The organism is Terrabacter sp. LjRoot27 (assembly GCF_964254175.1).
In the GTDB taxonomy this organism is placed as follows: domain Bacteria; phylum Actinomycetota; class Actinomycetes; order Actinomycetales; family Dermatophilaceae; genus Terrabacter.
This window is the reverse complement of record NZ_CAXUSS020000001.1, coordinates 2,571,549-2,597,009: the sequence shown is the minus strand read 5'-3', so window position 1 is coordinate 2,597,009 and position 25,461 is coordinate 2,571,549. Positions and strand designations below refer to the sequence as shown.

Annotated in this window: 20 protein-coding genes and 1 tRNA gene; 20 read left to right on the top strand and 1 reads right to left on the bottom strand. The window is 70.8% G+C overall.

Annotated features, from left to right (window positions below; all coding sequences use genetic code 11):
* The first annotated feature begins 38 nt into the window (after positions 1 to 38).
* The 19 genes from hisI to ACSQ2D_RS12080 all read left to right on the top strand — a co-directional run bounded on the left by hisI (position 39) and on the right by ACSQ2D_RS12080 (position 22,099).
* Entirely contained in the window at positions 39 to 437 is a 399-nt protein-coding gene (gene hisI / locus ACSQ2D_RS12170) for a phosphoribosyl-AMP cyclohydrolase (RefSeq protein WP_435986203.1), read from the top strand.
* Positions 438 to 683: 246 nt separating this feature from the next.
* A complete protein-coding gene (locus tag ACSQ2D_RS12165) occupies positions 684 to 2,267 on the top strand; it encodes an anthranilate synthase component I (RefSeq protein ID WP_435986202.1) in 1,584 nt (527 codons plus the stop codon).
* On the top strand, positions 2,264 to 2,905 hold the full coding sequence (locus ACSQ2D_RS12160) for a Trp biosynthesis-associated membrane protein (protein WP_435986201.1): 642 nt from the start codon (positions 2,264 to 2,266) through the stop codon (positions 2,903 to 2,905). The genes ACSQ2D_RS12165 and ACSQ2D_RS12160 overlap by 4 nt, the downstream gene beginning before the upstream one ends.
* 58 nt (positions 2,906 to 2,963) lie before the next feature.
* A complete protein-coding gene (locus ACSQ2D_RS12155) occupies positions 2,964 to 3,233 on the top strand; it encodes an HGxxPAAW family protein (RefSeq protein ID WP_435986200.1) in 270 nt (89 codons plus the stop codon).
* 5 nt (positions 3,234 to 3,238) lie between these two features.
* Positions 3,239 to 4,066, top strand: coding sequence for an indole-3-glycerol phosphate synthase TrpC (gene trpC / locus ACSQ2D_RS12150; RefSeq protein ID WP_435986199.1), 828 nt, complete (start codon positions 3,239 to 3,241; stop codon positions 4,064 to 4,066).
* Between the two features lie 2 nt (positions 4,067 to 4,068).
* Positions 4,069 to 5,328: a tryptophan synthase subunit beta gene (gene trpB / locus ACSQ2D_RS12145; RefSeq protein ID WP_435986198.1), complete on the top strand. Its 1,260-nt coding sequence runs from the start codon at positions 4,069 to 4,071 to the stop codon at positions 5,326 to 5,328.
* Entirely contained in the window at positions 5,325 to 6,125 is an 801-nt protein-coding gene (gene trpA / locus ACSQ2D_RS12140; protein WP_435986197.1) for a tryptophan synthase subunit alpha, read from the top strand. The genes trpB and trpA overlap by 4 nt, the downstream gene beginning before the upstream one ends.
* Entirely contained in the window at positions 6,122 to 7,201 is a 1,080-nt protein-coding gene (gene lgt / locus ACSQ2D_RS12135; protein ID WP_435986196.1) for a prolipoprotein diacylglyceryl transferase, read from the top strand. The genes trpA and lgt overlap by 4 nt, the downstream gene beginning before the upstream one ends.
* A 202-nt stretch (positions 7,202 to 7,403) precedes the next feature.
* Positions 7,404 to 11,969, top strand: a complete 4,566-nt coding sequence (gene gltB / locus ACSQ2D_RS12130) for a glutamate synthase large subunit (protein WP_435986195.1) — start codon at positions 7,404 to 7,406, stop codon at positions 11,967 to 11,969.
* The gene (locus ACSQ2D_RS12125; RefSeq protein ID WP_435986194.1) at positions 11,962 to 13,419 is read left to right on the top strand and encodes a glutamate synthase subunit beta; all 1,458 of its coding nucleotides are present in this window, start codon (positions 11,962 to 11,964) and stop codon (positions 13,417 to 13,419) included. The genes gltB and ACSQ2D_RS12125 overlap by 8 nt, the downstream gene beginning before the upstream one ends.
* A gap of 183 nt (positions 13,420 to 13,602) precedes the next feature.
* The gene (gene pyk / locus ACSQ2D_RS12120; RefSeq protein WP_435986193.1) at positions 13,603 to 15,060 is read left to right on the top strand and encodes a pyruvate kinase; all 1,458 of its coding nucleotides are present in this window, start codon (positions 13,603 to 13,605) and stop codon (positions 15,058 to 15,060) included.
* A gap of 163 nt (positions 15,061 to 15,223) precedes the next feature.
* Positions 15,224 to 15,306: transfer RNA gene (locus ACSQ2D_RS12115), tRNA-Leu, on the top strand.
* Between the two features lie 94 nt (positions 15,307 to 15,400).
* The gene (locus ACSQ2D_RS12110; RefSeq protein WP_435986192.1) at positions 15,401 to 16,111 is read left to right on the top strand and encodes an ANTAR domain-containing response regulator; all 711 of its coding nucleotides are present in this window, start codon (positions 15,401 to 15,403) and stop codon (positions 16,109 to 16,111) included.
* Between the two features lie 151 nt (positions 16,112 to 16,262).
* Complete coding sequence (locus ACSQ2D_RS12105; RefSeq protein WP_435986191.1) at positions 16,263 to 17,405, top strand: branched-chain amino acid ABC transporter substrate-binding protein; 1,143 nt, start codon at positions 16,263 to 16,265, stop codon at positions 17,403 to 17,405.
* Positions 17,406 to 17,517: 112 nt separating this feature from the next.
* Positions 17,518 to 18,507 (top strand): branched-chain amino acid ABC transporter permease, encoded by a 990-nt coding sequence (locus tag ACSQ2D_RS12100; RefSeq protein WP_435986190.1) that lies wholly within the window; start codon positions 17,518 to 17,520, stop codon positions 18,505 to 18,507.
* Positions 18,504 to 19,652, top strand: coding sequence for a branched-chain amino acid ABC transporter permease (locus tag ACSQ2D_RS12095; protein ID WP_435986189.1), 1,149 nt, complete (start codon positions 18,504 to 18,506; stop codon positions 19,650 to 19,652). The genes ACSQ2D_RS12100 and ACSQ2D_RS12095 overlap by 4 nt, the downstream gene beginning before the upstream one ends.
* Positions 19,645 to 20,616, top strand: coding sequence for an ABC transporter ATP-binding protein (locus tag ACSQ2D_RS12090; protein ID WP_435986188.1), 972 nt, complete (start codon positions 19,645 to 19,647; stop codon positions 20,614 to 20,616). Before ACSQ2D_RS12095 ends, ACSQ2D_RS12090 begins: the two co-directional genes overlap by 8 nt.
* On the top strand, positions 20,606 to 21,325 hold the full coding sequence (locus ACSQ2D_RS12085) for an ABC transporter ATP-binding protein (protein WP_435987852.1): 720 nt from the start codon (positions 20,606 to 20,608) through the stop codon (positions 21,323 to 21,325). The genes ACSQ2D_RS12090 and ACSQ2D_RS12085 overlap by 11 nt, the downstream gene beginning before the upstream one ends.
* 192 nt (positions 21,326 to 21,517) lie before the next feature.
* Positions 21,518 to 22,099: a GNAT family N-acetyltransferase gene (locus tag ACSQ2D_RS12080; protein WP_435986187.1), complete on the top strand. Its 582-nt coding sequence runs from the start codon at positions 21,518 to 21,520 to the stop codon at positions 22,097 to 22,099.
* A 29-nt stretch (positions 22,100 to 22,128) separates the two neighbouring features.
* On the opposite strand, the gene ACSQ2D_RS12075 is transcribed toward ACSQ2D_RS12080, so the two are convergent.
* Positions 22,129 to 22,566, bottom strand: a complete 438-nt coding sequence (locus tag ACSQ2D_RS12075; protein ID WP_435986186.1) for a PaaI family thioesterase — start codon at positions 22,564 to 22,566, stop codon at positions 22,129 to 22,131.
* A 77-nt stretch (positions 22,567 to 22,643) separates the two neighbouring features.
* On the opposite strand from ACSQ2D_RS12075, the gene polA reads away from it, so the two are divergent.
* Positions 22,644 to 25,319: a DNA polymerase I gene (gene polA / locus ACSQ2D_RS12070; protein WP_435986185.1), complete on the top strand. Its 2,676-nt coding sequence runs from the start codon at positions 22,644 to 22,646 to the stop codon at positions 25,317 to 25,319.
* Positions 25,320 to 25,461 lie beyond the last annotated feature (142 nt).

Here is a 25,461-nt window from a genome sequence, read left to right as displayed (position 1 = left end):
GACCGGAAGGCTGACGGGTGGCCCGGCACAATGGGTGGGTGACCGACGCCCTCGACCCGATCCCCGACCCCACGACGCTCGACCCGCAGATCGCCGAGCTGCTCAAGCGTGACGAGCACGGCCTCGTCGCCGCGGTCGTGCAGCAGCACGACACGGGAGACGTGCTCATGGTCGGCTGGATGGACGACGAGGCCCTGCGTCGCACACTCGGGGAGGGCCGCGTGACCTTCTGGTCCCGCAGCCGGCAGGAGTACTGGCGCAAGGGCGACACGAGCGGCCACGTGCAGTGGGTCAAGGGCGTGCGCCTCGACTGCGACGGGGACGCCCTCCTCGTGACCGTCGACCAGGTCGGCGCGGCCTGCCACACCGGGGACCGCACGTGCTTCGACGCGCGGGTCCTCCCCGCCACCGTCGGCGAACCGACCCCCACCGCCTGACCCCCCACCGCCTGACGCCACCGCCTGACCCCACCGCCACAGCCAGACCCCCCACGTCGAGTGAGCGCTCCGTCCCACTCGAGTGAGCGCTCCGTCCCGCCGGCTCCGGAGGTGGCGCTCGCTCGTCGGTGGTTACGCGCAGCGTCCGTGGCTGCGCGCTCGCTCGAGGTGGGTTCGGGAGCGGGGGTGGTGCTCGACGGGTGAGGCGGGGACACGGCATACCACCGAGTGGGCCAGAATGGCTCGGTGCCCGACTCGAACACCTCGCTCGCCGCCGCGCCCGCGCCACACGCCGACCTCGCGTGGGGCCGCACGTGGCCGAGCCTCGAGGTCTTCACCGAGCTCGCCCTCGAGCACCGACGTGTCATCCCCGTCGTGCGGCGGGTGCTCGCCGATGCGGAGACGCCGGTGGGCGTGTACCGCAAGCTCGCCAAGGACGCCCCGGGCACCTTTCTGCTCGAGTCGGCGGAGCACGGCGGAGTGTGGTCGCGTTACTCGATCGTCGGCGCCCGGAGCGCCGCGACGCTGACGGAAAAGGACGGCCGCGTCCACTGGATCGGCGAGCCGCCGGTCGGGCTGCCCACCGACGGCGACCCGACCGCAGCGGTCCGCGACACCGTCGCCGCCCTCGCCACGCCCCGGACGCCCGGTCTGCCGCCCCTGACGGGGGGCCTCGTCGGCGCCATCACCTACGACGCCGTCCGGCGCTGGGAGAAGGTCCCCGACGGCGGTCGCGACGAGCTCGACCTGCCGGAGGTGGCGATGATGCTCGCCACCGACCTCGCCGTCTTCGACCACAGCGACGGGTCCCTGCTGCTCATCGCCAACGCCGTCAACCACGACGCGACCGACGAGCGCATCGAGGACGCGTGGGCCGACGCCGTCAGCCGCCTCGACCGGATGACCGACGAGCTCGCGGCCCCTGCGCCGAGCACCGTGGCCACGATCGAGCCCACCCCGAGCAACCCGACGAGCAGCCACACGCAGACCGAGTACGAGGAGATGGTCGAGGAGGCCAAGGAGGCGATCCGCGCCGGCGAGGCCTTCCAGATCGTCGTCTCGCAGCGCTTCACCGTGCCCTGCCGCGCCGACGCCCTCGACGTGTACCGCGCCCTGCGGGTCAGCAACCCCAGCCCCTACATGTACCTCCTGCGGCTGCCCCACCCCGACGGCACGGCCTACGACATCGTCGGCTCGAGCCCCGAGGCCCTCATCAAGGTGACCGGGCGCCAGGCCATCACGCACCCGATCGCCGGGTCGCGCCCGCGTGGCAAGAGCCCCGACCACGACGCGCACCTGGCCGAGGAGCTGCTCGGCGACGCGAAGGAGCGCGCCGAGCACCTCATGCTCGTCGACCTCGCCCGCAACGACCTCCAGCGCATCTGCCGCGCCGGCACCGTCGACACCGTCGACTTCATGTCGATCCGGCGCTACAGCCACATCATGCACATCGAGTCGACGGTCGTGGGTGACCTCCGCGACGACCAGAGCGCCTACGACGCGCTCGTCGCCACGTTCCCCGCCGGGACCCTGAGCGGGGCGCCGAAGCCGCGGGCCATGGCGCTCATCGACGCCTACGAGGGGCTGCGCCGCGGCCTCTACGGCGGCGTCGTCGGCTACCTCGACTTCGCCGGCGACCTCGACATGGCCATCGCGATCCGCACCGCCCTCATCAAGGACGGGCTCGCGCACGTCCAGGCCGGCGCCGGCATCGTCGCCGACTCGGTGCCGCACCTCGAGTACGAGGAGACGGTCAACAAGGCCGCCGCCGCCCTGCGCGCCGTGGCCGCCGCCGCGGGCCTGCGACCGCTGGGGGAGCACCGCCCATGACCTCCGGCACCCCGTCCGGCACCCCGTCCGGCACCTCGTCCGACGCCCGGCCCGTCGCGCTCGACAAGAAGCGCGCGGCCCTCGTCGTCCTCGTGCCCGCGGCCCTGCTGCTCGGCCTCACGACGCGCACGTGGGCCAGTGGTGAGTCCAAGGACGTCCTCAGCCAGGCGGTCACCGACGTGACCGGCGGCACCGCGGCACCGGGCGTCGTCGGCCTGACGGTCGTCTGCGTCGTCGCGCTGCTCGGCCTCATGACGGGCGGTCGGGTCATCCGCGCCGTCGCCGCCGCCGTCATCGTGCTCGCCTCGCTCGGGGCGCTGGCGATGACGCTCCTCGTGGCCCTGCGCCCCGTCGACACCGTGGCCGACGCCGTCGCCCGCGAGCTCGCCCGCACGACGGCGCCGGCCGCCACCGGGGCGAGCACCGTCTGGGTCTGGCTCGCCGTCGCCGCGGCGGTCCTGCTGGTCCTCGGCTCCGTGCTCGCCGCCGTGTCGAGCCGCACGTGGGCCGGCCTCTCCGGTCGCTACGAGCGGGGCGACAAGCCCGCGAGCGGGCCCCGGGGAGAGGTCCGCACGACGTGGGACGAGCTGTCCGAGGGCCGGGACCCGACCCTGCGCGACGCCCCCGACGAGACCTGACAGAATGAACGTCGTCGGCCCGCACGAGAGTGGAGCCGACCGGACCAGAGAGGACGCCATGGAAGAGCAGCACGAGGACCACGGTCACAGCACCGCCGCCTGGACCGGGGTCGGGATCATCCTGCTCGGCACGGCCATCGCGTCCGTGGCCGTCGTCATCCCCAGCCTGTTGCTCGGCATCATCGGTGCCGCCGTCATCGTCGCCGGGGTCGCAGCGGGCAAGACGATGTCCATGGCCGGCTACGGCAGCAACGGCCACCACGCGCAGGCGGGCTCGATCGTCGACGCCCCCGACGAGGCGGGCGCCGACACCATCGGCAAGAGCTGAGAGCAGTGCCGACGGTTCTCGACGGGATCATCAGCGGCGTCCGCGAGGATCTCGGGCGCCGTCGTGCCGCGCTGTCGCTCCCGGACCTCGAGGCGCGCCTCGCCTCGGTCCCTCCGGCGCTCGACCCGATGCCGGGCATCCGCTCCGCCGAGGGCGTCGCCGTCATCGCCGAGGTCAAGCGGTCCAGCCCCAGCAAGGGTGCGCTCGCCGAGATCCCCGAGCCCGGCCTGCTCGCGCGGTCGTATGCCGCCGGGGGAGCGAGCGCCATCAGCGTGCTCACCGAGGAGCGCCGGTTCTCCGGCAGCCTCGCCGATCTCGACGAGGTGCGCGCGGCGGTCCGGACCCCCCTGCTGCGCAAGGACTTCATGGTCGACGCCTACCAGGTGACCGAGGCCCGGGCCCACGGCGCCGACCTCATCCTCCTCATCGTCGCGGCTCTCGACGACGCGCTCATGCGTGACCTGCACGACCAGGCCCGCGAGCTCGGCATGACCGCGCTCGTCGAGGTCCACGACGCCGCCGAGCTGGACCGGGCCCTCGCGCTCGACCCCGCGCTCGTCGGCGTCAACGCCCGCAACCTCAAGACCCTCGAGGTCGACCCCCGCACCGTGACCGATCTGCTGCCCCGCGTGCCCGAGGGCGTGGTCGGCGTGGCCGAGTCCGGTGTCGGTGGCCCCGAGGACGTCGCCGCCTACGTGCGCGCCGGAGCCGGCGCCGTGCTCGTCGGCGAGGCCCTCGTCAAGGACGGCGCCCCCGAGGCCGCGATCCGCGGCTTCATCGACGCCGCGACCGCGGTCCGGGCCACGGCCCGCCCCGGCGCGGCAGGAGAGTGAGCATGACCACGACATCCAACGTGCCGGCATACGGCCGCTTCGGGGGCTTCGGCGGACGCTACGTCCCCGAAGCGCTCATCCCCGCCCTCGAGCAGCTCGAGGAGGTCTGGCGCAAGGCCGTCGTCGACCCGGAGTTCGTCGGCGAGCTCGAGCGCCTCCAGCGCACCTACACGGGGCGGCCGAGCATCATCACCGAGGTGCCGCGCTTCGCCGAGCACTGCGGCGGAGCCCGCGTGATCCTCAAGCGCGAGGACCTCAACCACACCGGCTCGCACAAGATCAACAACGTGCTCGGCCAGGCGCTGCTGACCAAGCGGATGGGCAAGACCCGCGTCATCGCCGAGACCGGCGCGGGCCAGCACGGCGTCGCGACGGCGACCGCGGCAGCCCTGCTCGGTCTCGAGTGCGTCGTCTACATGGGCCGCAAGGACACCGAGCGCCAGGCGCTCAACGTGGCCCGGATGCGCCTGCTCGGCGCCGAGGTGGTCCCGGTCGACAACGGCAGCAAGACGCTCAAGGACGCCGTCAACGAGGCGTTCCGCGACTGGGTCGCCAACGTGTCGACGACGCACTACGTCCTCGGCACGGTGACCGGGCCCCACCCCTTCCCGGAGATGGTCCGCGACTTCCACCGCGTCATCGGGGTGGAGGCGCGCCAGCAGGTCCTCGACCTCGTCGGTCGACTGCCCGACGCCGTCCTCGCCTGCGTCGGCGGCGGCTCCAACGCGATGGGGATCTTCCACCGCTTCATCGACGACCGCGCCGTCCGGCTGATCGGCTTCGAGGCGGGTGGCGAGGGCGTCGAGTCCGGCAAGCACGCCGCGCGCTTCTCGGCCGGCATCCCCGGCGTGCTCCACGGCGCCTTCACCTACGTCATGCAGGACGAGGACGGCCAGACCGTCGAGTCGCACAGCGTCTCGGCCGGTCTCGACTACCCCAGCGTCGGTCCGGAGCACGCCCACCTGCTCGAGTCGGGGCGGGCCGAGTACCGCCCCGTCACCGACGTCGAGGCGATGGAGGCGTTCTCGCTGCTCTCGCGCACCGAGGGCATCCTCCCCGCCATCGAGAGCGCCCACGCGCTCGCCGGCGCGATGAAGGTCGGACGCGAGCTCGGCCCCGACGCCGTGCTGCTCGTCAACCTCTCGGGCCGCGGCGACAAGGACGTCCACACGGCCGCCGAGTGGTTCGGCCTCATCGGCGACGACGGGTCGGCGCGCCTGCCCGACGACGACGGCGCCAAGGGCATGGGAGTGCAGCAGTGAGCGTCGCCACGATCATCGAGAAGTGCCGCGCCGACGACCGCGCCACGCTCATCGGCTACCTCCCCGTCGGTTTCCCGTCGGTCGAGGGGTCGATCGCCGCGATGAAGGTCCTCGTCGACTCCGGCGTCGACATCGTCGAGATCGGGGTGCCCTACAGCGACCCCGTGATGGACGGCCCCGTCATCCAGGACGCCGCCGTGCGCGCCCTGGCCGCCGGGGTGCACCTGACCGACATCTTCACCGCGGCCCGTGAGGTCTCGGCCGCCGGCGCCGGTGCGCTCGTCATGACGTACTGGAACCCCGTCCTGCGCTACGGCGTCGAGCGCTTCGCCGCCGACCTCGCGGCGGCCGGGGGAGCCGGGCTCATCACGCCCGACCTCATCCCCGACGAGGCCGGCGACTGGATCGCTGCCGCCGACGCCCACGACCTCGACAAGGTCTTCCTCGTCGCGCCCAGCTCGACGCCCGAGCGCCTCGAGGCCGTGACCGCCCAGTGCCGCGGCTTCGTCTACGCGACCGCCGTCATGGGCGTCACGGGCGCGCGCGCCAGCGTCGGCGAGGCCGCCGACGCGCTCGTCTCCCGCACCCGCGAGCACACCGACCTGCCCGTCTGCGTCGGGCTCGGCGTCTCCACCGGCGACCAGGCCGCGCAGGTGGGCCGCTACGCCGACGGCGTCATCGTCGGCTCGGCGCTCGTGCGCTGCCTCACCGAGGCCGACTCCGAGGAGCAGGGTCTCGAGGCGCTCGGCGCCCTGGCCCGTGAGCTCGCCGACGGCGTCCGTCGGGGCCGGTCATGAGCGTGCTCGCGGGCGTCCCCGCCGCACTGGGCGCCGCCCTGCCCGCCGACATCCCGTCGCCGAGCGTCGGGGTCTGGCACCTCGGCCCGCTGCCGATCCGCGGCTACGCCATGTGCATCCTCGCCGGCATCGTCGTCGCGGTCTGGCTGACGCAGAAGCGTCTCGAGGCCCGTGGTCACCGCAAGGGCATCGCCATCGACATCTCGGCGTGGGCGGTGCCGTTCGGCATCGTCGGCGGACGGATCTACCACCTCATCACGACGCCGCAGCCGTACTTCGGCGAGAACGGCGACCCGTGGAAGGCGTTCGCCATCTACGAGGGCGGGCTCGGCATCTGGGGCGCCGTGGCGCTCGGCGCCGTCGGCGCGTGGATCGGCTGCCGCAAGAACGGCGTCGCCTTCCGTGACTTCGTCGACGCGGCGGCTCCCGGTCTCGCGATCGCCCAGGCGATGGGCCGTTTCGGCAACTGGTTCAACAACGAGATCTACGGAGCGCCCACCGACCTGCCGTGGAGGCTGCGCATCTACGAGTGGGACACCTCGCTCGGTCGCGCCGTCGTCGACGCGCAGGGCAACCCGGTCGTCAAGGGCTACTTCCAGCCCACCTTCCTCTACGAGGCCCTCTGGTGCCTGCTGCTCGCGGCCTTCCTCATCTGGCTCGGCCACCACCGCCCGCTCAAGGCGGGCCAGGTCTTCGCGGCCTACGTCATGGGCTACCCGATCGGCCGCATCGTCATCGAGAACATGCGCACCGACTCGGCCAACCTCATCCTCGGGCAGCGCGTCAACACGTGGGTCTCGATCCTCGTCTTCCTCCTCGGCGTCTACCTGTGGCGGCACTTCGGCCGGATGGAGCAGCCCCCCGTCCCGACCGCTCCGGACGACCCGGCCCTCGCCGAGGGCAGTGACCGGCCCGACCACGGCGACGAGCAGGCCGAGCAGGGTGAGCAGGCCACCGAGGCGGGCGAGCGCCCGGGCGCCGACGGCCCCGAAGATCCTTCGGCGGAGACCGTCGCCGACCGGCCGAACGACACCGCGGACACCGCGTCGAAGGTGGACCGTCCGGCGCAGTCCTGATGCGGTCTGCGTCACGTCCCGACCGTGGACGTGAGCACGGCGTCTCACGATTCGGAATCCGCCGTATCAACAGGTAGGACGAGCGGTCCCTCCGATATCGTCGTCAGCAACGCCTGTGGCCAGTGCCGTCCACATGCCCTCAGTCATGTCGCGTGGCCCCGTCGCGGTCGCCCGCCTGGGACCCAGCAGAAGGACGGTGAAGATGCCGCCGCACACCCGCACCCGTGCCCTCTTCAGTGCACACCCGGAGAACTCCGGTCTCTACCGACGCGAGTTCGAGCACGACGCCTGCGGCGTCGCCCTCATCGCGACGATGCGGGGGACGGCAGGTCACGACATCGTCGACCACGCCCTCACGGCGCTGCGCAACCTCGACCACCGTGGCGCCACGGGCGCCGACCCGCTCGTCGGTGACGGCGCGGGCATCCTGACGCAGGTCCCCGACGAGTTCTTCCGGGCGAGCGTCCCCTTCACGCTCCCCAACAGCGGGGCGTATGCCGCCGGCATCGCCTTCCTGCCCCAGAACCCCATCGAGCGCGCGGCCGCCAAGGCCCGCATCGAGGAGATCGCGGTCGCCGAGAACCTCAAGGTGCTCGGCTGGCGCGAGGTCCCCGTCGAGGCCGACCTCGTCGGCACGGTCGCACGCGACTGCATGCCGTTCTTCGAGCAGCTCTTCGTCAGCAGCTCGATCGGTCGCCAGGTGGCCCTCGGTCTCGACCGGCTCGCCTTCTGCCTGCGCAAGCGTGCCGAGCACGAGGTCGACGTCTACTTCGCCTCGCTCAGCTCGCGCACCATCGTCTACAAGGGCATGCTCACGACCGGGCAGCTCGAGCCGTTCTTCCCCGACCTGTCCGACCCGCGGTTCAAGAGCGAGCTCGCGCTCGTGCACTCGCGCTTCTCGACCAACACGTTCCCGTCGTGGCCCCTCGCGCACCCGTACCGGTTCATCGCGCACAACGGCGAGATCAACACCGTCAAGGGCAACCGCAACTGGATGCACGCCCGCGAGAGCCTCCTGACGTCCGACATCATCCCGGGCGACCTCGAGCGGATCTTCCCGGTCTGCACGCCGGAGGCGTCCGACTCGGCGAGCTTCGACGAGGTGCTCGAGCTGCTCCACCTCGGTGGTCGCTCGCTCCCGCACGCCGTGCTCATGATGATCCCCGAGGCGTGGGAGAACCACGCCACGATGGACCCCGCCCGCAAGGCGTTCTACGAGTTCCACTCGACCTTCATGGAGCCATGGGACGGGCCGGCCAACGTCTGCTTCAGCGACGGCACGCTCGTCGGCGCGGTCCTCGACCGCAACGGCCTGCGCCCCGGCCGCTACACCGTCACCGACGACGGCCTCGTCGTGCTGGCGTCGGAGTCCGGCGTGCTCGAGCTCGACCCCGAGACGATCGTCCAGCGGGGCCGGCTGCAGCCCGGCAAGATGTTCCTCGTCGACACCGAGCACGGGAGGATCGTCAGCGACGAGGAGATCAAGAGCCAGCTCGCCGCCGCCAAGCCGTATGCCGAGTGGCTGCACGCGGGCCTCATCCGTCTCGAGGACCTCCCGGAGCGCGAGCACATCGTGCACACCGCGGCCTCGGTCGCTCGACGTCAGCAGACGTTCGGCTACACCGCCGAGGAGCTGCGCATCCTGCTGACGCCGATGGCCCGCTCGGGCGGCGAGGCGCTCGGCTCGATGGGCACCGACACGCCCATTGCCGTCCTGTCGTCGCGGCCGCGGCTGCTCTTCGACTACTTCACCCAGCTCTTCGCGCAGGTCACCAACCCGCCGCTCGACGCGATCCGCGAGGAGCTCGTCACCTCCCTCGGCACCTACATGGGCCCCGAGGGCAACGCGCTGTCGGCCACGCCGTCGCACGCCCGCCAGCTCGTCCTCGACTTCCCCGTCATCGACAACGACGAGCTCGCCAAGATCGTGCACATCAACGCCGACGGCGACCTGCCCGGCTACGCCACGCACGTCGTCCGCGGCCTCTACGACGTCACCGGGGGAGCGGCCGCCATGCGCGACCGCCTCGAGGAGATCTTCGCCGAGGTCTCGCAGGCGATCCGCCGCGGAGCCCGCTTCGTCGTGCTCTCGGACCGTGACTCGGGCCGTGACCTCGCGCCCATCCCGTCGCTGCTGCTCACGGCCGCCGTGCACCACCACCTCATCCGCGAGAAGACCCGCACCCAGGTGGGCCTGCTCGTCGAGGCGGGCGACGTGCGCGAGGTGCACCACGTGGCCCTGCTCATCGGCTTCGGGGCCGCTGCCGTCAACCCGTACCTCGCCATGGAGACCGTCGAAGACCTCGTCCGGGCCGGCGAGATCGAGGGCGTCACGGCCGAGAAGGCCGTCGCCAACCTCATCAAGGCACTCGGCAAGGGCGTCCTCAAGGTCATGTCCAAGATGGGCATCTCGACCGTCGCCTCCTACCGCGGGGCGCAGGTCTTCGAGGCCATCGGCCTGGCGCAGCCGCTCGTCGACCGCTACTTCACCGGCACGGTCAGCCAGCTCGGCGGCGTCGGTCTCGACGTCATCGCCCGCGAGACGGCCGAGCGCCACGCCCGGGCCTACCCGCCGGACGGCGTCCACCAGCCGCACCGCACCCTCGAGGTCGGTGGCGAGTACCAGTGGCGACGCGAGGGCGAGCCGCACCTCTTCGACCCCGAGACGGTCTTCCGCCTCCAGCACTCGACGCGCCAGCGTCGCTACGACATCTTCAAGCAGTACACCGGGCGCATCGACGACCAGACGTCGCGCCTCATGACGCTGCGCGGTCTCATGGGCTTCCGGCCGACTGGGGTCACCGGCCGCCTGCCCGTGCCGATCGAGGAGGTCGAGCCGGTCAGCGAGATCGTCAAGCGCTTCAACACCGGCGCGATGAGCTACGGCTCGATCTCCAAGGAGGCGCACGAGACCCTCGCGATCGCGATGAACCACCTCGGCGGTCGCTCCAACACCGGCGAGGGCGGTGAGGACATCGACCGCCTGCTCGACCCCGAGCGCCGCTCGGCCGTCAAGCAGGTCGCGTCCGGACGCTTCGGTGTGACGAGCCTCTACCTCACCCACTCCGACGACATCCAGATCAAGATGGCCCAGGGCGCCAAGCCCGGCGAGGGCGGACAGCTGCCCGGCCACAAGGTCTACCCGTGGGTGGCCAAGACGAGGCACTCGACGCCGGGCGTGGGCCTCATCTCGCCGCCTCCGCACCACGACATCTACTCGATCGAGGACCTGGCGCAGCTGATCCACGACCTCAAGAACGCCAACCCGGCGGCCCGCATCCACGTCAAGCTCGTCTCCGAGATCGGCGTGGGCACCGTGGCGGCCGGCGTGTCCAAGGCGCACGCCGACGTCGTGCTCATCTCCGGCCACGACGGCGGCACGGGCGCCTCGCCACTCACCTCGCTCAAGCACGCCGGTGCGCCGTGGGAGCTCGGCCTCGCCGAGGCCCAGCAGACCCTCGTGCTCAACGGCCTGCGCGACCGCATCGTCGTCCAGGTCGACGGGCAGCTCAAGACCGGTCGCGACGTCGTCGTGGCCGCGCTGCTCGGCGCCGAGGAGTTCGGCTTCGCCACCGCGCCGCTCGTCGTCTCGGGCTGCATCATGATGCGCGTCTGCCACCTCGACACCTGTCCGGTCGGCATCGCGACCCAGAACCCCGAGCTGCGCTCGCGCTTCTCCGGCAAGCCGGAGTTCGTCGAGACCTTCTTCGAGTACATCGCCGAGGAGGTGCGAGAGCACCTCGCCTCGCTCGGCTTCCGCTCGATCGAGGAGGCCGTCGGCCAGGTCGGCAGCCTCGACCTCGACAAGGCCATCGCGCACTGGAAGGCGTCGGGTCTCGACCTGAGCCCGATCCTCGCCGTCGCCGACAACCCGACCGGTGGCACGCTCCACCAGTCGGCCACGCAGGACCACGGCCTCGACAAGGCCCTCGACAACGAGCTGCTGAGCCGCGCCCTGTCGGCCATCGAGACCGGTGAGCCGGTGCGCACCGAGATCGCCGTCCGCAACGTCAACCGCACGGTCGGCACCATGCTCGGGCACCACGTCACCAAGGCGCACCCGCACGGTCTCGCCGACAACACGATCGAGCTGACGATGACCGGCTCCGGTGGGCAGTCCTTCGGGGCCTTCCTGCCGGCGGGGGTCACGATGCAGCTCTTCGGTGACGCCAACGACTACGTCGGCAAGGGCCTCTCCGGTGGCCGCGTCGCCGTCCGGCCGCACCGTGACGCCTCGCTCGTGGCCGAGCAGAACGTCATCGGCGGCAACGTCATCGCCTATGGCGCGACGACCGGCCAGCTCTTCCTGCGCGGCATCGTCGGCGAGCGCTTCTGCGTGCGCAACTCCGGCGCGCACGCGGTCGTCGAGGGCGTCGGTGACCACGGCTGCGAGTACATGACGGGTGGCACGGCCGTCGTGCTCGGTCGGACCGGTCGCAACTTCGCGGCCGGCATGTCCGGCGGCGTCGCCTACGTCCTCGACCTCGACGCCGATCTCGTCAACCGCGAGATGGTCGACCTCCTGCCGTTGCGACCCGACGACGAGAAGCCGCTCCGCGAGCTGCTCGAGGGACACGTCAGGTGGACCGAGTCGCCGGTCGCGCAAGCCCTGCTCGACGACTGGGCGGCCGCGCGCGAGCGCTTCACGCTCGTGCTCCCGCGTGACTACCAGCGTGTCCTCGACGTCCGGGCCGAGGCGGAGGCGCAGGGCCTCGACCTCGACGGACCCGAAGTGTGGAACCGGATCATGGAGGCTTCCCGTGGCTGACCCCCAAGGCTTTCTCACCACCCGCGAGCGCGAGCTCCCGGCCCGCCGCCCCGTCCCCGTGCGCATCCGGGACTGGAAGGAGGTCTACGAGGAGCAGGAGCTCGGGCAGCTCCAGCGCCAGGCCGGGCGCTGCATGGACTGCGGCATCCCGTTCTGCCACTCCGGCTGCCCGCTCGGCAACCTCATCCCCGAGTGGAACAACTTCGCCTGGCGCGGTGACTGGTCCGACGCCATCGAGCGGCTCCACGCGACGAACAACTTCCCGGAGTTCACGGGCCGTCTCTGCCCGGCGCCCTGCGAGACCGCGTGCGTGCTCGGCATCAACCAGCCTGCCGTGACGATCAAGCAGGTCGAGGTCACGACGATCGAGCGGGCCTTCGACGAGGGTCTCGTCACGCCGCTCCCGCCCGAGCGGCTCTCGGGCAAGACGGTCGCCGTCGTCGGGTCGGGCCCCGCCGGCCTCGCCGCGGCCCAGCAGCTGACGCGCGCGGGCCACACCGTCGCCGTCTTCGAGCGGGCCGACAAGCCCGGGGGGCTGCTGCGCTACGGCATCCCCGAGTTCAAGATGGAGAAGTCGGTCCTCGACCGGCGACTCGACCAGATGACGGCCGAGGGAACCCGTTTCCGCAACGGGATGAACGTCGGCGTCGACATCACGGGCCGACAGCTCCGCGACCGCTACGACGCCGTCGTGCTCGCCCTCGGGGCCACGGTCCCGCGCGACCTCGACGTGCCGGGCCGTCAGCTCGGAGGCATCCACCAGGCGATGGACTACCTCCCGCAGGGCAACCGGGCCGCGCTCGGCGAGCAGGTCGAGGGCCAGATCCTCGCCACCGACAAGCACGTCATCGTCATCGGCGGCGGTGACACCGGCGCCGACTGCATCGGCACCGCGCACCGCCAGGGCGCGGCGTCCGTCACGAGCCTCGAGATCATGCCGCAGCCGGGGGAGGACCGGCCGGGCAACCAGCCGTGGCCGACCTACCCGATGCTCTACCGCGTCGCGAGCGCCCACGAGGAGGGCGGCGAGCGCCTCTACGCCGTCAGCACGACGGAGTTCGTCGGTGACGACGACGGCAACGTCTCCGCGCTGCGCCTGACGGAGGTCGAGTTCGTCGACGGCCGCCCGACGTCCAAGCCCGGCACCGAGCGCGAGATCCCGGCGCAGCTGGTCCTCTTCGCGATGGGCTTCCTCGGTCCGCAGGGCCCGGGTGTCGTCGAGCAGCTCGGCGTCGCCCTCGACGAGCGCAGCAACGTCCAGCGGGACAAGAACTTCATGAGCTCGGTCCCCGGCGTCTTCGTCGCCGGCGACGCCGGTCGTGGCCAGTCGCTCATCGTCTGGGCCATCGCCGAGGGCCGCGCCGCGGCCGCCGGCGTCGACGCGTGGCTCACCGGGTCCAGCTCGCTCCCGCGTCCGATCGGCCCGAGCGACCGCCCGGTCACGGTCTGACCACCGGCCGGCATCCGGCCACCCCGCCGCACCCTGGCGTATGCCGTGTCGCCACCTCGGCGACACGGCATACGCTCATGATCACCCTGAGCCACAACGGAGCCCGCGCCGACGACGCCGCGGGGCGTCCCACTGGACGAACCCGTGTGGTGACCCACGTCACAGCACCCATAAGGTTGAAGCATGCGTCGCGCCAAGATCGTCTGCACGATCGGACCCAAGACCTCATCGCCCACCCAGCTCCGCGCCCTCGTCGACGCCGGCATGGACGTCGCCCGCCTCAACCTCTCCCACGGTGACCACTCCGTGCACGAGCAGGTCTACCGCGACGTCCGCGCCGCCAGCGACGCGTCCGGCCGAGCCGTCGGCATCCTCGTCGACCTCCAGGGCCCCAAGATCCGCACCGGTCGCTTCTCCGGCGGTCCGGTCACGCTGAGCCCCGGCCAGCGCTTCACCATCACGACCCGCGCGGTCGACGGCGACGACACGATCGTCGGGACCACCTACGACGGGCTGCCCGGAGACGTGACTCCCGGCGACGTCCTGCTCATCGACGACGGCAAGGTCATGCTCCGCGCGGTCGAGGTCACCGACACCGACGTGCTCACCGAGACGGTCATCGGCGGTCAGGTCAGCAACAACAAGGGCATCAACCTGCCGGGTGTCGCCGTCAGCGTCCCGGCCCTGTCCGACAAGGACCGCGAGGACCTCCGCTTCGCCATGCGCCTCGGCGTCGACATGATCGCGCTGTCGTTCGTCCGCTCGGCCGACGACATCGTCGACGTGCACGCGATCATGGACGAGTTCGGCGAGCGCATCCCCGTCATCGCCAAGATCGAGAAGCCGCAGGCCGTCGACAACCTCGAGGGCATCGTCGCGGCGTTCGACGGCATCATGGTCGCCCGCGGCGACCTCGGCGTCGAGATGCCCCTCGAGGACGTCCCGCTCGTGCAGAAGCGCGCCATCGAGCTGGCCCGCCGCGAGGCCAAGCCGGTCATCGTCGCCACGCAGGTGCTCGAGTCGATGATCGAGAACCCCCGCCCGACCCGCGCCGAGGCGTCCGACGCCGCCAACGCGGTCCTCGACGGCGCCGACGCGCTCATGCTGTCGGGCGAGACGTCCGTCGGTGCCTGGCCGATCGACTCGGTGCGCACCATGGCGCGCATCATCGAGTCCACCGAGGTGCACGGCTACGACAAGATCGCCCGGATGAAGACCAACCCCAAGACGGTCGGGGGAGCGGTGACCAAGGCCGCGGCCGAGATCGGCGAGGTCGTCGGGGCGAAGTTCCTCATCACCTTCACGGAGACGGGTGGGTCGGCCACGCGGATGGCCCGCATCCGTCCGCGCCTGCCCATGCTCGCCTTCACCTCCGAGCCCCGCGTCCGCTCGCGCCTCGCGCTGGTCTGGGGCATCGAGACCTACCTCGTGCCGCGCATGCACCACACCGACCAGTTCGCCATGCAGGTCGACCTCAAGCTGATCCCCGAGGGCCGCGTCACCGAGGGCGACCGCGTCGTCATCGTCGCCGGGTCGCCCCCCGGCATCCCCGGCTCGACGAACGCGCTGCGCGTGCACCGGGTCGGCGACGCCGTCAACCGTGCGGCCCCGGCCTACCGGCCGGAGGAGGTCACGAGCTGAGGCGTGCTACCGCACGTCACGCACGTCACGCACGGCTCGCCAGAAGCGACCGATGACGTATGCCGCCGGGCCCGCCCGGCGGCATACGTGTGTCCGGGGGAGTGCGGCGCGGCCGGCGGCCGCGGCTCCCGCGTCGTCACGGGTATGCTGGCGCGGCACTCCGGCCGGGGTGGTGGAATGGCAGACACGGGGCACTCAAAATGCTCTGGCCGCAAGGCCGTGCGGGTTCGAGTCCCGCCCTCGGCACCCTGGGCGCCCACGACCGCGCCCGCCCCGGCGCGACTGCCGGGTCGACGGTCCCGAAACGCGCCGGAAACGTGGCCCCGGCTACGCTTTGCCCGTGAGCACTGACGAGAGCACGACCCCCAGGCCGACCCCCGCCACCGCCGCCGATGCCTCCGCGGCCTCCGCGGCCCCGGCCGTCCCCGAGGCGACGCCGGCACCCGAGGACGCCGGCGCCGCTGCGCCGGTCAGCGGGGCCACCCGCATCCTCGTCGCCGAGGACGAGGCGCTCATCCGTCTCGACCTCGTCGAGATGCTCGGGGAGCAGGGCTACGACGTCGTCGGCCAGGCGAGCAACGGCGAGCAGGCCGTCGAGCTCGCCAAGGAGGTCAAGCCCGACCTCGTCATCATGGACGTCAAGATGCCCGTCCTCGACGGGCTCTCGGCCGCCGAGCAGCTCCACGAGGCCAAGCTGTGCCCCGTCATCATGCTCACCGCCTTCTCGCAGACCGAGCTCGTCGAGCGCGCCCGCGACGCCGGCGTCATGGCCTACATCGTCAAGCCGTTCACCGCCGACGACCTGCGCCCCGCCATCGACATCGCGACCTCGCGCTGGCAGGAGCTCAAGGCGCTCGAGGCCGAGATCGCCGACCTCGGCGAGCGCCTCGAGACGCGCAAGCTCGTCGACCGTGCCAAGGGTGTGCTCATGACCCAGCTCAAGCTGAGCGAGTCCGACGCCTTCCGCTGGATCCAGAAGACCGCGATGGACCGCCGCCTCGGGATGAAGGAGGTCGCCGAGGCCGTCATCAACGGCTTTCCGGCGTCCTGACGCATCCTCGACCGCACATCCTCCGGGAGCACGTCCCGAACAGGTCACGACACGGTCACTCATCGCGAGTTTCCCGTGACCCCGGCGCAGGGTGGGGCTTAGTCTCCAGTCAGCCCTCGACCGAGGGATGTGTGACATCAGGAGGACACCCGTGCGTTCTACCCTCAAGTTCGCTGTGCCGCTCGCGGTCGCAGCGCTTGCCCTCGGCGCCTGTGGCACCAAGGGTGGCGACACTGAGACACCTGCCGCCAGCGGTGGTGCTGCAGCCTGCGGCAACTACAAGATCGGCATGTTCGGCGCCCTCACCGGCCCGAACGCCAACCTGGGCATCTACATCCAGAACGGCGTGAACCTCGCCCTCGACGACTACAACAAGAAGCACGCGGACTGCAAGGTCACGCTCGAGAACTACGACTCGCAGGGTGACCCGACGCAGGCTCCGGCCCTGGCCAAGAAGGCCATCGACGACAAGAAGGTCGTCGGCATCGTCGGTCCCGCGTTCTCCGGTGAGTCCAAGGCCGCCGACCCGGCGTTCAACGAGGCCGGCCTCGTCACCATCACGCCGTCCGCGACCAACCCGGCTCTTGCCTCCAACGGCTGGAAGACGTTCTTCCGCGCGCTCGGCAACGACGCGACGCAGGGTCCCGCGGCCGCCAAGTACATCAAGGACACCGTCAAGTCGACGAAGACCTTCGTCATCGACGACGCGTCCGAGTACGGCAAGGGCCTGGCCGACATCGTCCGTCAGGATCTCGGCGCCCAGGTCGCCGGCAACGACACCATCCAGCAGAAGCAGACCGACTTCAGCGCCTCCGTCACCAAGGTGACGAGCTCGGGCGCCGACGCTCTGTTCTTCGGTGGCTACTCGCCCGAGGCCGCGCCGCTCATCAAGCAGCTGCGCGACGCCGGCTGGAAGGGCACGTTCGTCGTGGCCGACGGCGTCAAGGACCAGTCCTTCATCGACAACGCCAAGGACGCCGCCGAGGGCACCATCATCACGTGCCCGTGCGTCCCGGCCGACGTGGCCCCGGACTTCCAGGCCGCCTACAAGGCGAAGTACAACGAGGACCCCAACACCTACTCCGGTGAGGGCTACGACTCCGCCACGATCCTGCTCGACGGCATCGCCGCCGGCAAGGACCGCGCGAGCATGGTCGACTTCGTCAAGGCGTACGACAAGAAGGGCGTGACGAAGCAGCTCAAGTTCGACGACAAGGGCGAGTCCGCCGACATCAAGGTCTTCGCCTACAAGGTCGAGGGCGGCAAGATCGTCGGCACCGGCGAGATCAAGTAGCGCGAACGTCATCGAAGGGGGGCGGTCGGGGCAGTACGCTCCGACCGCCCCTCCGTTCGGTTGACGCGCGAGCTCTGGTCCCGTCCACCGCACCCGGCCCAGGAGGTCTTGGATGCAGAACCTGATCGACAACTTCTTCGCGTACACCATCACGGGCCTGACGATCGGCGCGGTCTACGCGCTCGTGGCCCTCGGCTACACCCTCGTCTACGGCGTCCTGCGCCTCATCAACTTCGCCCACTCCGAGGTGTTCATGTACGGCACCTTCGCGGCGCTGTGGGTCGTCATGCTCCTCGGGGGCCGACCCGGTGCCGGCGTCGGGCAGGTCGTCTTCTGGGTCGCCATGATGTTCGTGGCGGCCATGGCGATGTCCGGCTTCATCGCCGTGCTGCTCGAACGGGTGGCCTACCGGCCCCTCCGCAAACGCAACGCGCCACCGCTCATCGCGCTCATCTCGGCGATCGGCGCCTCGTTCGTCCTCGCGGAGATCATGGGTCTGCGCAGCCGCATCACCGGCTGGGTCGGCCTCGACGACAACCTGCGCGACTACGTCCGCAACTCGCGCAACAACGCGGGCATGCCGACGATCATCGCGCCGCAGCCGATCTTCACGATCGGCGGCTACAACGTGACGAACGTCGACGTGTTCGTCATCGTCGGAGCCATCGTCATCATGGTCGTCCTCGACCAGTTCGTGAAGCGCTCACGCCTCGGCCGCGGCATCCGCGCCGTCGCGATGGACCCCGAGTCCGCCGCCCTCATGGGTGTCAACCGCGACCGCGTCATCCAGGTGACGTTCCTCGTCGGTGGCGTCATGGCCGGTGCCGCAGCCGTCTTCTACATGCTGAAGATCGGCATCACCCGCTACGACGCCGGCTTCATCCTCGGCGTCAAGGCGTTCACCGCGGCCGTCCTCGGCGGCATCGGCAACCTGCGCGGCGCGCTGCTCGGTGGCTTCATCCTCGGGCTGGCCGAGAACTACGGCTCCGCCGTCGTCGGCTCGCAGTGGAAGGACGTCGTGGCCTTCGTGCTCCTCGTCCTGATCCTGCTCTTCCGACCCACCGGCCTGCTCGGTGAGTCCCTCGGAAAGGCGCGCGCATGAGCACCTCGACGTCAGCCCCGGCGGCTCGCAAGCCGTCCTCGCCGGGGTTCAAGGAGCGGGTCGACACCCTGCCGAAGGCCGTCAAGATCGCCCTCTGGGTGCTCTTCGCGATCTTCCTGTTCCTCCTCCCGCTGCTCAACATCCCGTTCATCACGACCGAGGGCTCCGACTTCGGTGGCGTCCTCTTCACGGTCGCGACGTACGTGCTCGTCGCCCTCGGCCTCAACATCGTCGTCGGCTACGCCGGACTGCTCGACCTCGGCTACGTCGGGTTCTACGCGATCGGCGCCTACACGGTCGGTGTCCTGACCTCGGAGCACGCCCACATGTCGTGGATCGTCGTCGTGCCCATCGCGATCGTCGTCGCGATGATCTCGGGCATCATCCTCGGTGCTCCGACCCTGCGCGTGCGCGGCGACTACCTCGCCATCGTGACGCTCGGCTTCGGTGAGATCGTCCGTCTGACGCTCGTCAACTCGCAGTGGCTGGGCGGCGCCCAGGGCATCTCCGACATCCCGAAGCCGCCCGGCCTCGAGCTGTTCGAGGTCCCGAGCATCGACTGGAGCAGCGGTACCCCGGTCGTCGACCTCGACACGACCTCGACGTTCCTCAAGTTCGGGATCAACGACTTCGTGCCGTACTACTGGCTCGCCCTCGGCATCATCGGGCTCGTCCTGCTCTTCGACATCCTCGTCAAGAGCAGCCGGGTCGGTCGTGCCTGGGAGGCCACGCGTGAGGACGAGGACGCCGCCGAGCTCATGGGTGTGCCGACCTTCCGGTTCAAGCTCCTCGCCTTCGCCCTCGGCGCTGCCATCGGTGGCCTCTCGGGTGCGCTCTTCGCGACGAAGGCAGGCTTCATCTCGCCGGACAGCTTCCAGCTGCTGCTGTCGATCCTGTTCCTCGCCGCCGTCGTCGTCGGTGGCGCCGGCAACCGCTGGGGCGTCATCGTCGGTGCGATCGTCGTCGCCTACTTCCCGGAGCGCTTCCGTGAGTTCGCGGACTTCCGCGTGCTCGTCTTCGGTCTCGCCCTGATGCTGCTGGCGATCTTCCGTCCTCAGGGGCTGCTGCCCCCGCGGCGCACGGTCCGCGCCAAGCGGGCCGACGACAGACAGGCCGTCCTCGAGGAAGGAGAAGCCCATGTCTGACCCCACACGACCCGCCACGGGTGACGAGCCCGCCGAGGAGCGCGCGCTCGCCGAACCGGCCGGGGAGCGCACGCTCGCCGAACCGGCCGGGGAGCGCACGCTCGCCGACCCGGCCGACGAGGTCACCGAGATCAACCCCGAGGTCGACATCGCCCCCGAGGACATCGGCGTCCCCGTCGTGTCCGAGGGCGAGCGACTGCTCGAGGTCGACGAGGTCACCCTCCGCTTCGGCGGTGTCGTGGCCCTCAACGAGGTGAGCTTCCACATCAACAAGGGCGAGATCCTCGGCCTCATCGGGCCCAACGGTGCCGGCAAGACGACGTGCTTCAACGTCATGACCGGCGTCTACCAGCCCACCTCGGGTGGCGTCCGCTACCTCGGCAAGCCGCTGGGCAAGCGCAAGAAGTTCGCGATCACGAAGCTCGGGATCGCGCGCACGTTCCAGAACATCCGCCTCTTCGCCAACATGACGGCGCTCGAGAACGTCCTCGTCGGGGTCGACGCGCACCACTCGACCGGGGTCGTCTCGGCGATGTTCCGCCTGCCGAAGCACCGCCGGGAGGAGGCCCAGGGCTATGCCCGGGCCATGGAGCTGCTGACGTTCATGGGGCTCGACGGCAAGGCCGACGAGCTGGCCCGCAACCTCCCGTACGGCGACCAGCGTCGTCTCGAGATCGCGCGCGCCCTGGCCACGAGTCCACAGCTGCTCTGCCTCGACGAGCCGGCGGCCGGCTTCAACCCGGCCGAGAAGGCCAAGCTGATGGAGCTGATCCGCACGATCCGCGACCAGGGCTACACGGTGCTGCTCATCGAGCACGACATGAAGCTCGTCATGGGCGTGACCGACCGGATCGTCGTGCTCGAGTTCGGCCGCAAGATCGCCGAGGGCTCGCCCGCGGAGATCCGCGACAACCCGGCGGTCATCGCCGCCTACCTGGGAGTTGATGAGGAAGATGCTTCTTGAGGTCAAGGGCCTGTGCGTCAACTACGGGCGCATCGAGGCCATCCGCGACATCAGCTTCACCGTCGAGGAGGGTGAGATCGTCACCCTCATCGGCGCCAACGGTGCGGGCAAGACGACGACGATGAAGACGGTCTCCGGTCTGCGCCCCGTGCGCGCCGGGTCCGTCGTCTTCGACGGCAAGGACATCACGCACCTGCCGTCGCACGAGCGGCCGGTCCTCGGCATCTCGCAGTCGCCCGAGGGCCGTGGGTGCTTCGTCGGCATGACCGTCATGGAGAACCTCGAGATGGGCACGTATGCCCGTCCGGACCGCAAGAGCAAGGCCGTCAAGGACGACCTCGACCGGGTCTTCGAGCTCTTCCCGCGGCTCAAGGAGCGCAGCAACCAGGCCGCCGGCTCGATGTCGGGCGGTGAGCAGCAGATGCTCGCGATGGGCCGCGCGCTCATGGCCAAGCCGAAGCTGCTGCTGCTCGACGAGCCGTCGATGGGTCTTGCGCCGAAGCTGATCAAGCAGATCTTCGACATCGTCACGGAGATCAACAGCCAGGGCACCACCGTGCTGCTCGTCGAGCAGAACGCCGCGCAGGCGCTCAAGAGGTCGCACCGCGCCTACATCCTCGAGACGGGCGAGATCGTCCGTGAGGGCACGGGCAAGGACCTCGCGGACGACCCGGCCGTCAAGGCCGCCTACCTCGGCGGCGACGTCTAGGACGGCCTCCGGGCCGGACGGTCGGCTCGGCATCCCGGCACCTGGTGCCGGGTCCAGCAATCCGAACGGGGCGTCACGACCACGGTCGTGACGCCCCGTTCGCCAGCTGTGCACCTGCGCGTTCCTCTTCCGCCGCGGCCTCGTTGGTCGTAGTGTCTCCCGGGTGACCTCGGGGCAGGAACGGGAGGGATGATGGGTCGAGCACTGGTCTCGGTGCAGCGGGTCGACGAGAGCCTGCACTCGCAGTTCATCGAGCTGTGGATCACGCACCGGATCGAGGGTGGCACGACCCCAGAGGCGGCCCAGCGGCTGGCGCTCGACGGAACCCTGCGAAATGCCTTGCAGCGCAACGACATCTGCGCCTTCATCGCCTCCATCGACGGACGTCCGGCGGGCTACGTCGTCCTCGCCGACTCGACGCGGAGCCTGCTCGTCGACTCGCCCTGCGTGTCGATCGACATGCTCTTCGTCCACCCCGAGTTCCGCCGTCAGGGCGTCGGCCGGTCCCTGCTCACGGCCGCGGGGCGCTACGCGGACCGTCAGGGCTGCGAGCACCTGGCCAGCTCGGTGCCCGCAGGTGACCGCGAGGCCAACCGCTTCTTCGCCCGGCTCGGCTTCGCACCCGAGACCGTGCGGCGCGTCGCGACCTCGGCGACGATGCAGCGCAAGCTGGCGGGGGAGCCGCGACCCCAGCGGGTCTCGCTCGACCTGCTCCAGCGGCGTCGTGACCTGCGGGCGCGGGCGCCGCGGCACGACCCCAAGATCGCCGGCTGAGACCTCTCCGGAGGTCGGCGCGTCCGGCGTCAGGCCCCCGGGGCCGCGTCGCGCAGCAGGCAGGTGATCCGCGACGTGCAGACGCGCCTGCCGTCCTCGTCGGTGACGACGACGTCGTAGCTGACGAGCGTGCGGCCGGCGCTCAGCAGCGTCGCCGTGCCGGTCACGACGCCCGTGCGAGCGGCACGGTGGTGCGTGGCGTTGATGTCGAGACCGACGGCCACGCGACCCGGGCCGGCGTGGATCTGGGCGCCGATCGAGCCGAGGGTCTCGGCGAGCACGACGCTGGCCCCGCCGTGGAGCAGGCCGTACGGCTGGGTGTTGCCGGCGACGGGCATCGTCGCGACGAGGCGCTCGGGGGAGACCTCGGTCAGCTCGATGTGCATCCGCTCGAGGAGCGTCCCCTCGGCCATCGACCGCATGTCGTCGAGGTTCTGGTCGGCTGCCTGCGTCGAAGAGTCGGTCATGCCGGGATCGTATGCCGCCCTCCCGCCCTCCCGGTGCCCCGGCTCACGCCGTCGGTGGCCGCCACTAGGGTTGCCGTGTGAGCCGACTTCTCCTCCTCGACGGACACTCGCTGGCCTACCGTGCGTTCTTCGCGCTCCCCGCCGAGAACTTCTCGACGAGCACGGGGCAGCACACCAATGCCGTCTACGGCTTCACCTCGATGCTCATCAACATGCTGCGCGACGAGGAGCCGACGCACGTCGTCGTGGCCTTCGACAAGGCCCGCCAGTCGTTCCGCACCGACGAGTACGCCGAGTACAAGGCGGGCCGGGCGCGCACCCCCGACGAGTTCCAGGGCCAGATCCCGCTCGTCAAGGAGATCCTCGACGCGCTCCGCATCCGCTACGTCGAGCTCGACGGCTACGAGGCCGACGACATCATCGCGACGTTCGCGACGCAGGCCGAGGCCCAGGACATCGACGTCCTCATCTGCTCGGGCGACCGTGACACCTTCCAGCTCGTCTCCGACAAGGTGACGATCCTCTACCCGGTCCGTGGTGTCTCCGAGGTGTCGCGGATGGGCCCTGCCCAGGTCGAGGAGAAGTACGGCGTCCCGCCGACCCGCTACAGCGACCTCGCGGCCATGGTCGGCGAGACCTCCGACAACCTGCCGGGCGTGCCCGGTGTCGGCCCGAAGACCGCGGCTAAGTGGATCACCCAGTACGGCGACCTCGACGGCATCGTCGCGAGCATCGACAAGATCCCGGGCAAGGCCGGGCAGTCGCTGCGCGACCACCTCGACCAGGTCCTGCGCAACCGTCGGCTCAACCAGCTCGTCAAGGACAGCCCCGTGGGCGTCGAGGTCGAGGACCTCCAGCGCACCCAGTGGAGCCGTGAGGAGGTGCACACGGTCTTCGACGGGCTCGAGTTCCGCGTGCTGCGCGACCGGCTCTTCGCCACCGTCGAGGCCGCTGCGCCCGAGGCCGAGGAGGGCTTCGACGTCGACGGCGAGGTCCTCGCACCCGAGGCCGTGCCGGCCTGGGTGGCCGAGCACCTCGCGTCCGACCAGCGTGCCGGTCTCTCCGTGGCCGGCACGTGGGCTCGGGGCACCGGTGACGCGAGCGGCGTGGCGGTGGCCGCACCCGACGGCAGCGCCGCGTGGATCGACCTGCAGACCCTGACCCCCGAGGGCGAGGCCGCGCTCGGCGGGTGGCTCGAGGACGCCGCGCGACCCAAGGCCATGCACGACGCCAAGGGGCCGATCGAGGCGCTCGGCGCCCGGGGCTGGACGCTCGGCGGCCTGACGAGCGACACCCAGCTCGCGGCATACCTCGTCAAGCCCGACCAGCGCACCTACCACCTCGACGACCTCGTGCTGCGCAACCTGCACCGCGAGCTGAGCGGTGCCGCCCCGACCGACGGCCAGGGCATGCTCGACTTCGGCGGCGACGCCGACGAGGTCGCCGCGCAGAAGGAGATGGTGCGCGCCACTGCCGTGCGCGACCTCGCTGACGTCCTCGACGAGCAGGTCGGCGCCACCGGCGGCGACCAGCTGCTCGCGGAGGTCGAGATCCCGCTCGTCGGCGTCCTCGCCCGCATGGAGCGCACCGGCATCGCCGTCGACGTGGCCGGGCTCGAGTCCCTCGAGGGCGACTTCGCCGCCAAGGTCGCCCAGGCGCAGGAGGACGCGTGGGACGCCATCGACCGTCGCGACGTCAACCTCGGGTCGCCGAAGCAGCTGCAGGAGGTGCTCTTCGGCCAGCTCAACCTGCCCAAGACGAAGAAGACCAAGACGGGCTGGACCACCGACGCCGACGCGCTGTCCGACCTCTTCACCAAGACCGAGCACCCGTTCCTCGAGGCGCTGCTGCGCCACCGCGACGCCGCCCGGCTCCGGGTCACGGTCGAGGGACTGCAGAAGTCGGTGGCCGACGACGGCCGCATCCACACGACCTACCTGCAGACCATCGCCGCCACGGGCCGCCTCAGCTCGACCGAGCCCAACCTCCAGAACGTCCCGATCCGCACCGAGGAGGGCCGACGCATCCGCGAGCTCTTCGTCGTCGGTGACGGCTACGACGCGCTGATGTCGGCCGACTACTCCCAGATCGAGATGCGCGTCATGGCGCACCTGTCCGGCGACGAGGGCCTCATCGAGGCCTTCCGCACCGGCGAGGACCTCCACAACTTCGTCGGCTCGAAGGTCTTCGGTGTCGAGCCCGACGACGTCACCTCGGCCATGCGCTCCAAGGTCAAGGCCATGTCCTACGGCCTCGCCTACGGGCTGTCGGCCTTCGGCCTGTCCAAGCAGCTGACCATCAGCACCGAGGAGGCCCGCGGCCTCATGGACGGCTACTTCGAGCGGTTCGGCGGCGTCAGCGACTACCTCAAGGAGGTCGTCGCCGAGGCCCGCGGCACCGGCTACACCGCGACGATGTTCGGCCGCCGGCGCTACCTGCCCGACCTGACGTCCGACAACCGCCAGCGACGCGAGATGGCCGAGCGGATGGCGCTCAACGCCCCGATCCAGGGCTCGGCCGCCGACATCATGAAGGTCGCCATGATCGGCGTCGACCGCGCGCTCACCGACGCGGGCGCACGGTCGCGCGTGCTGCTCCAGGTCCACGACGAGCTCGTCCTCGAGGTCGCCGCAGGGGAGCGCGACGACGTCGAGAAGCTCGTGCGCCACGAGATGGGTCACGCCGCCGAGCTCGACGTGCCGCTCGACATCAACGTCGGCGTCGGTCACTCTTGGCACGACGCCGCCCACTGACGGGGCGGGGCACCCGGCACCGTCCGCGCGACGCTCCGTGGCCCGCCTACCCACTTCACGGTGTCCGTTAGGTCACGTTCTGGCAACGGCGACGTGGTGTCCACCACTTGACACACCACGGACCCCACCGCACCTGCATACT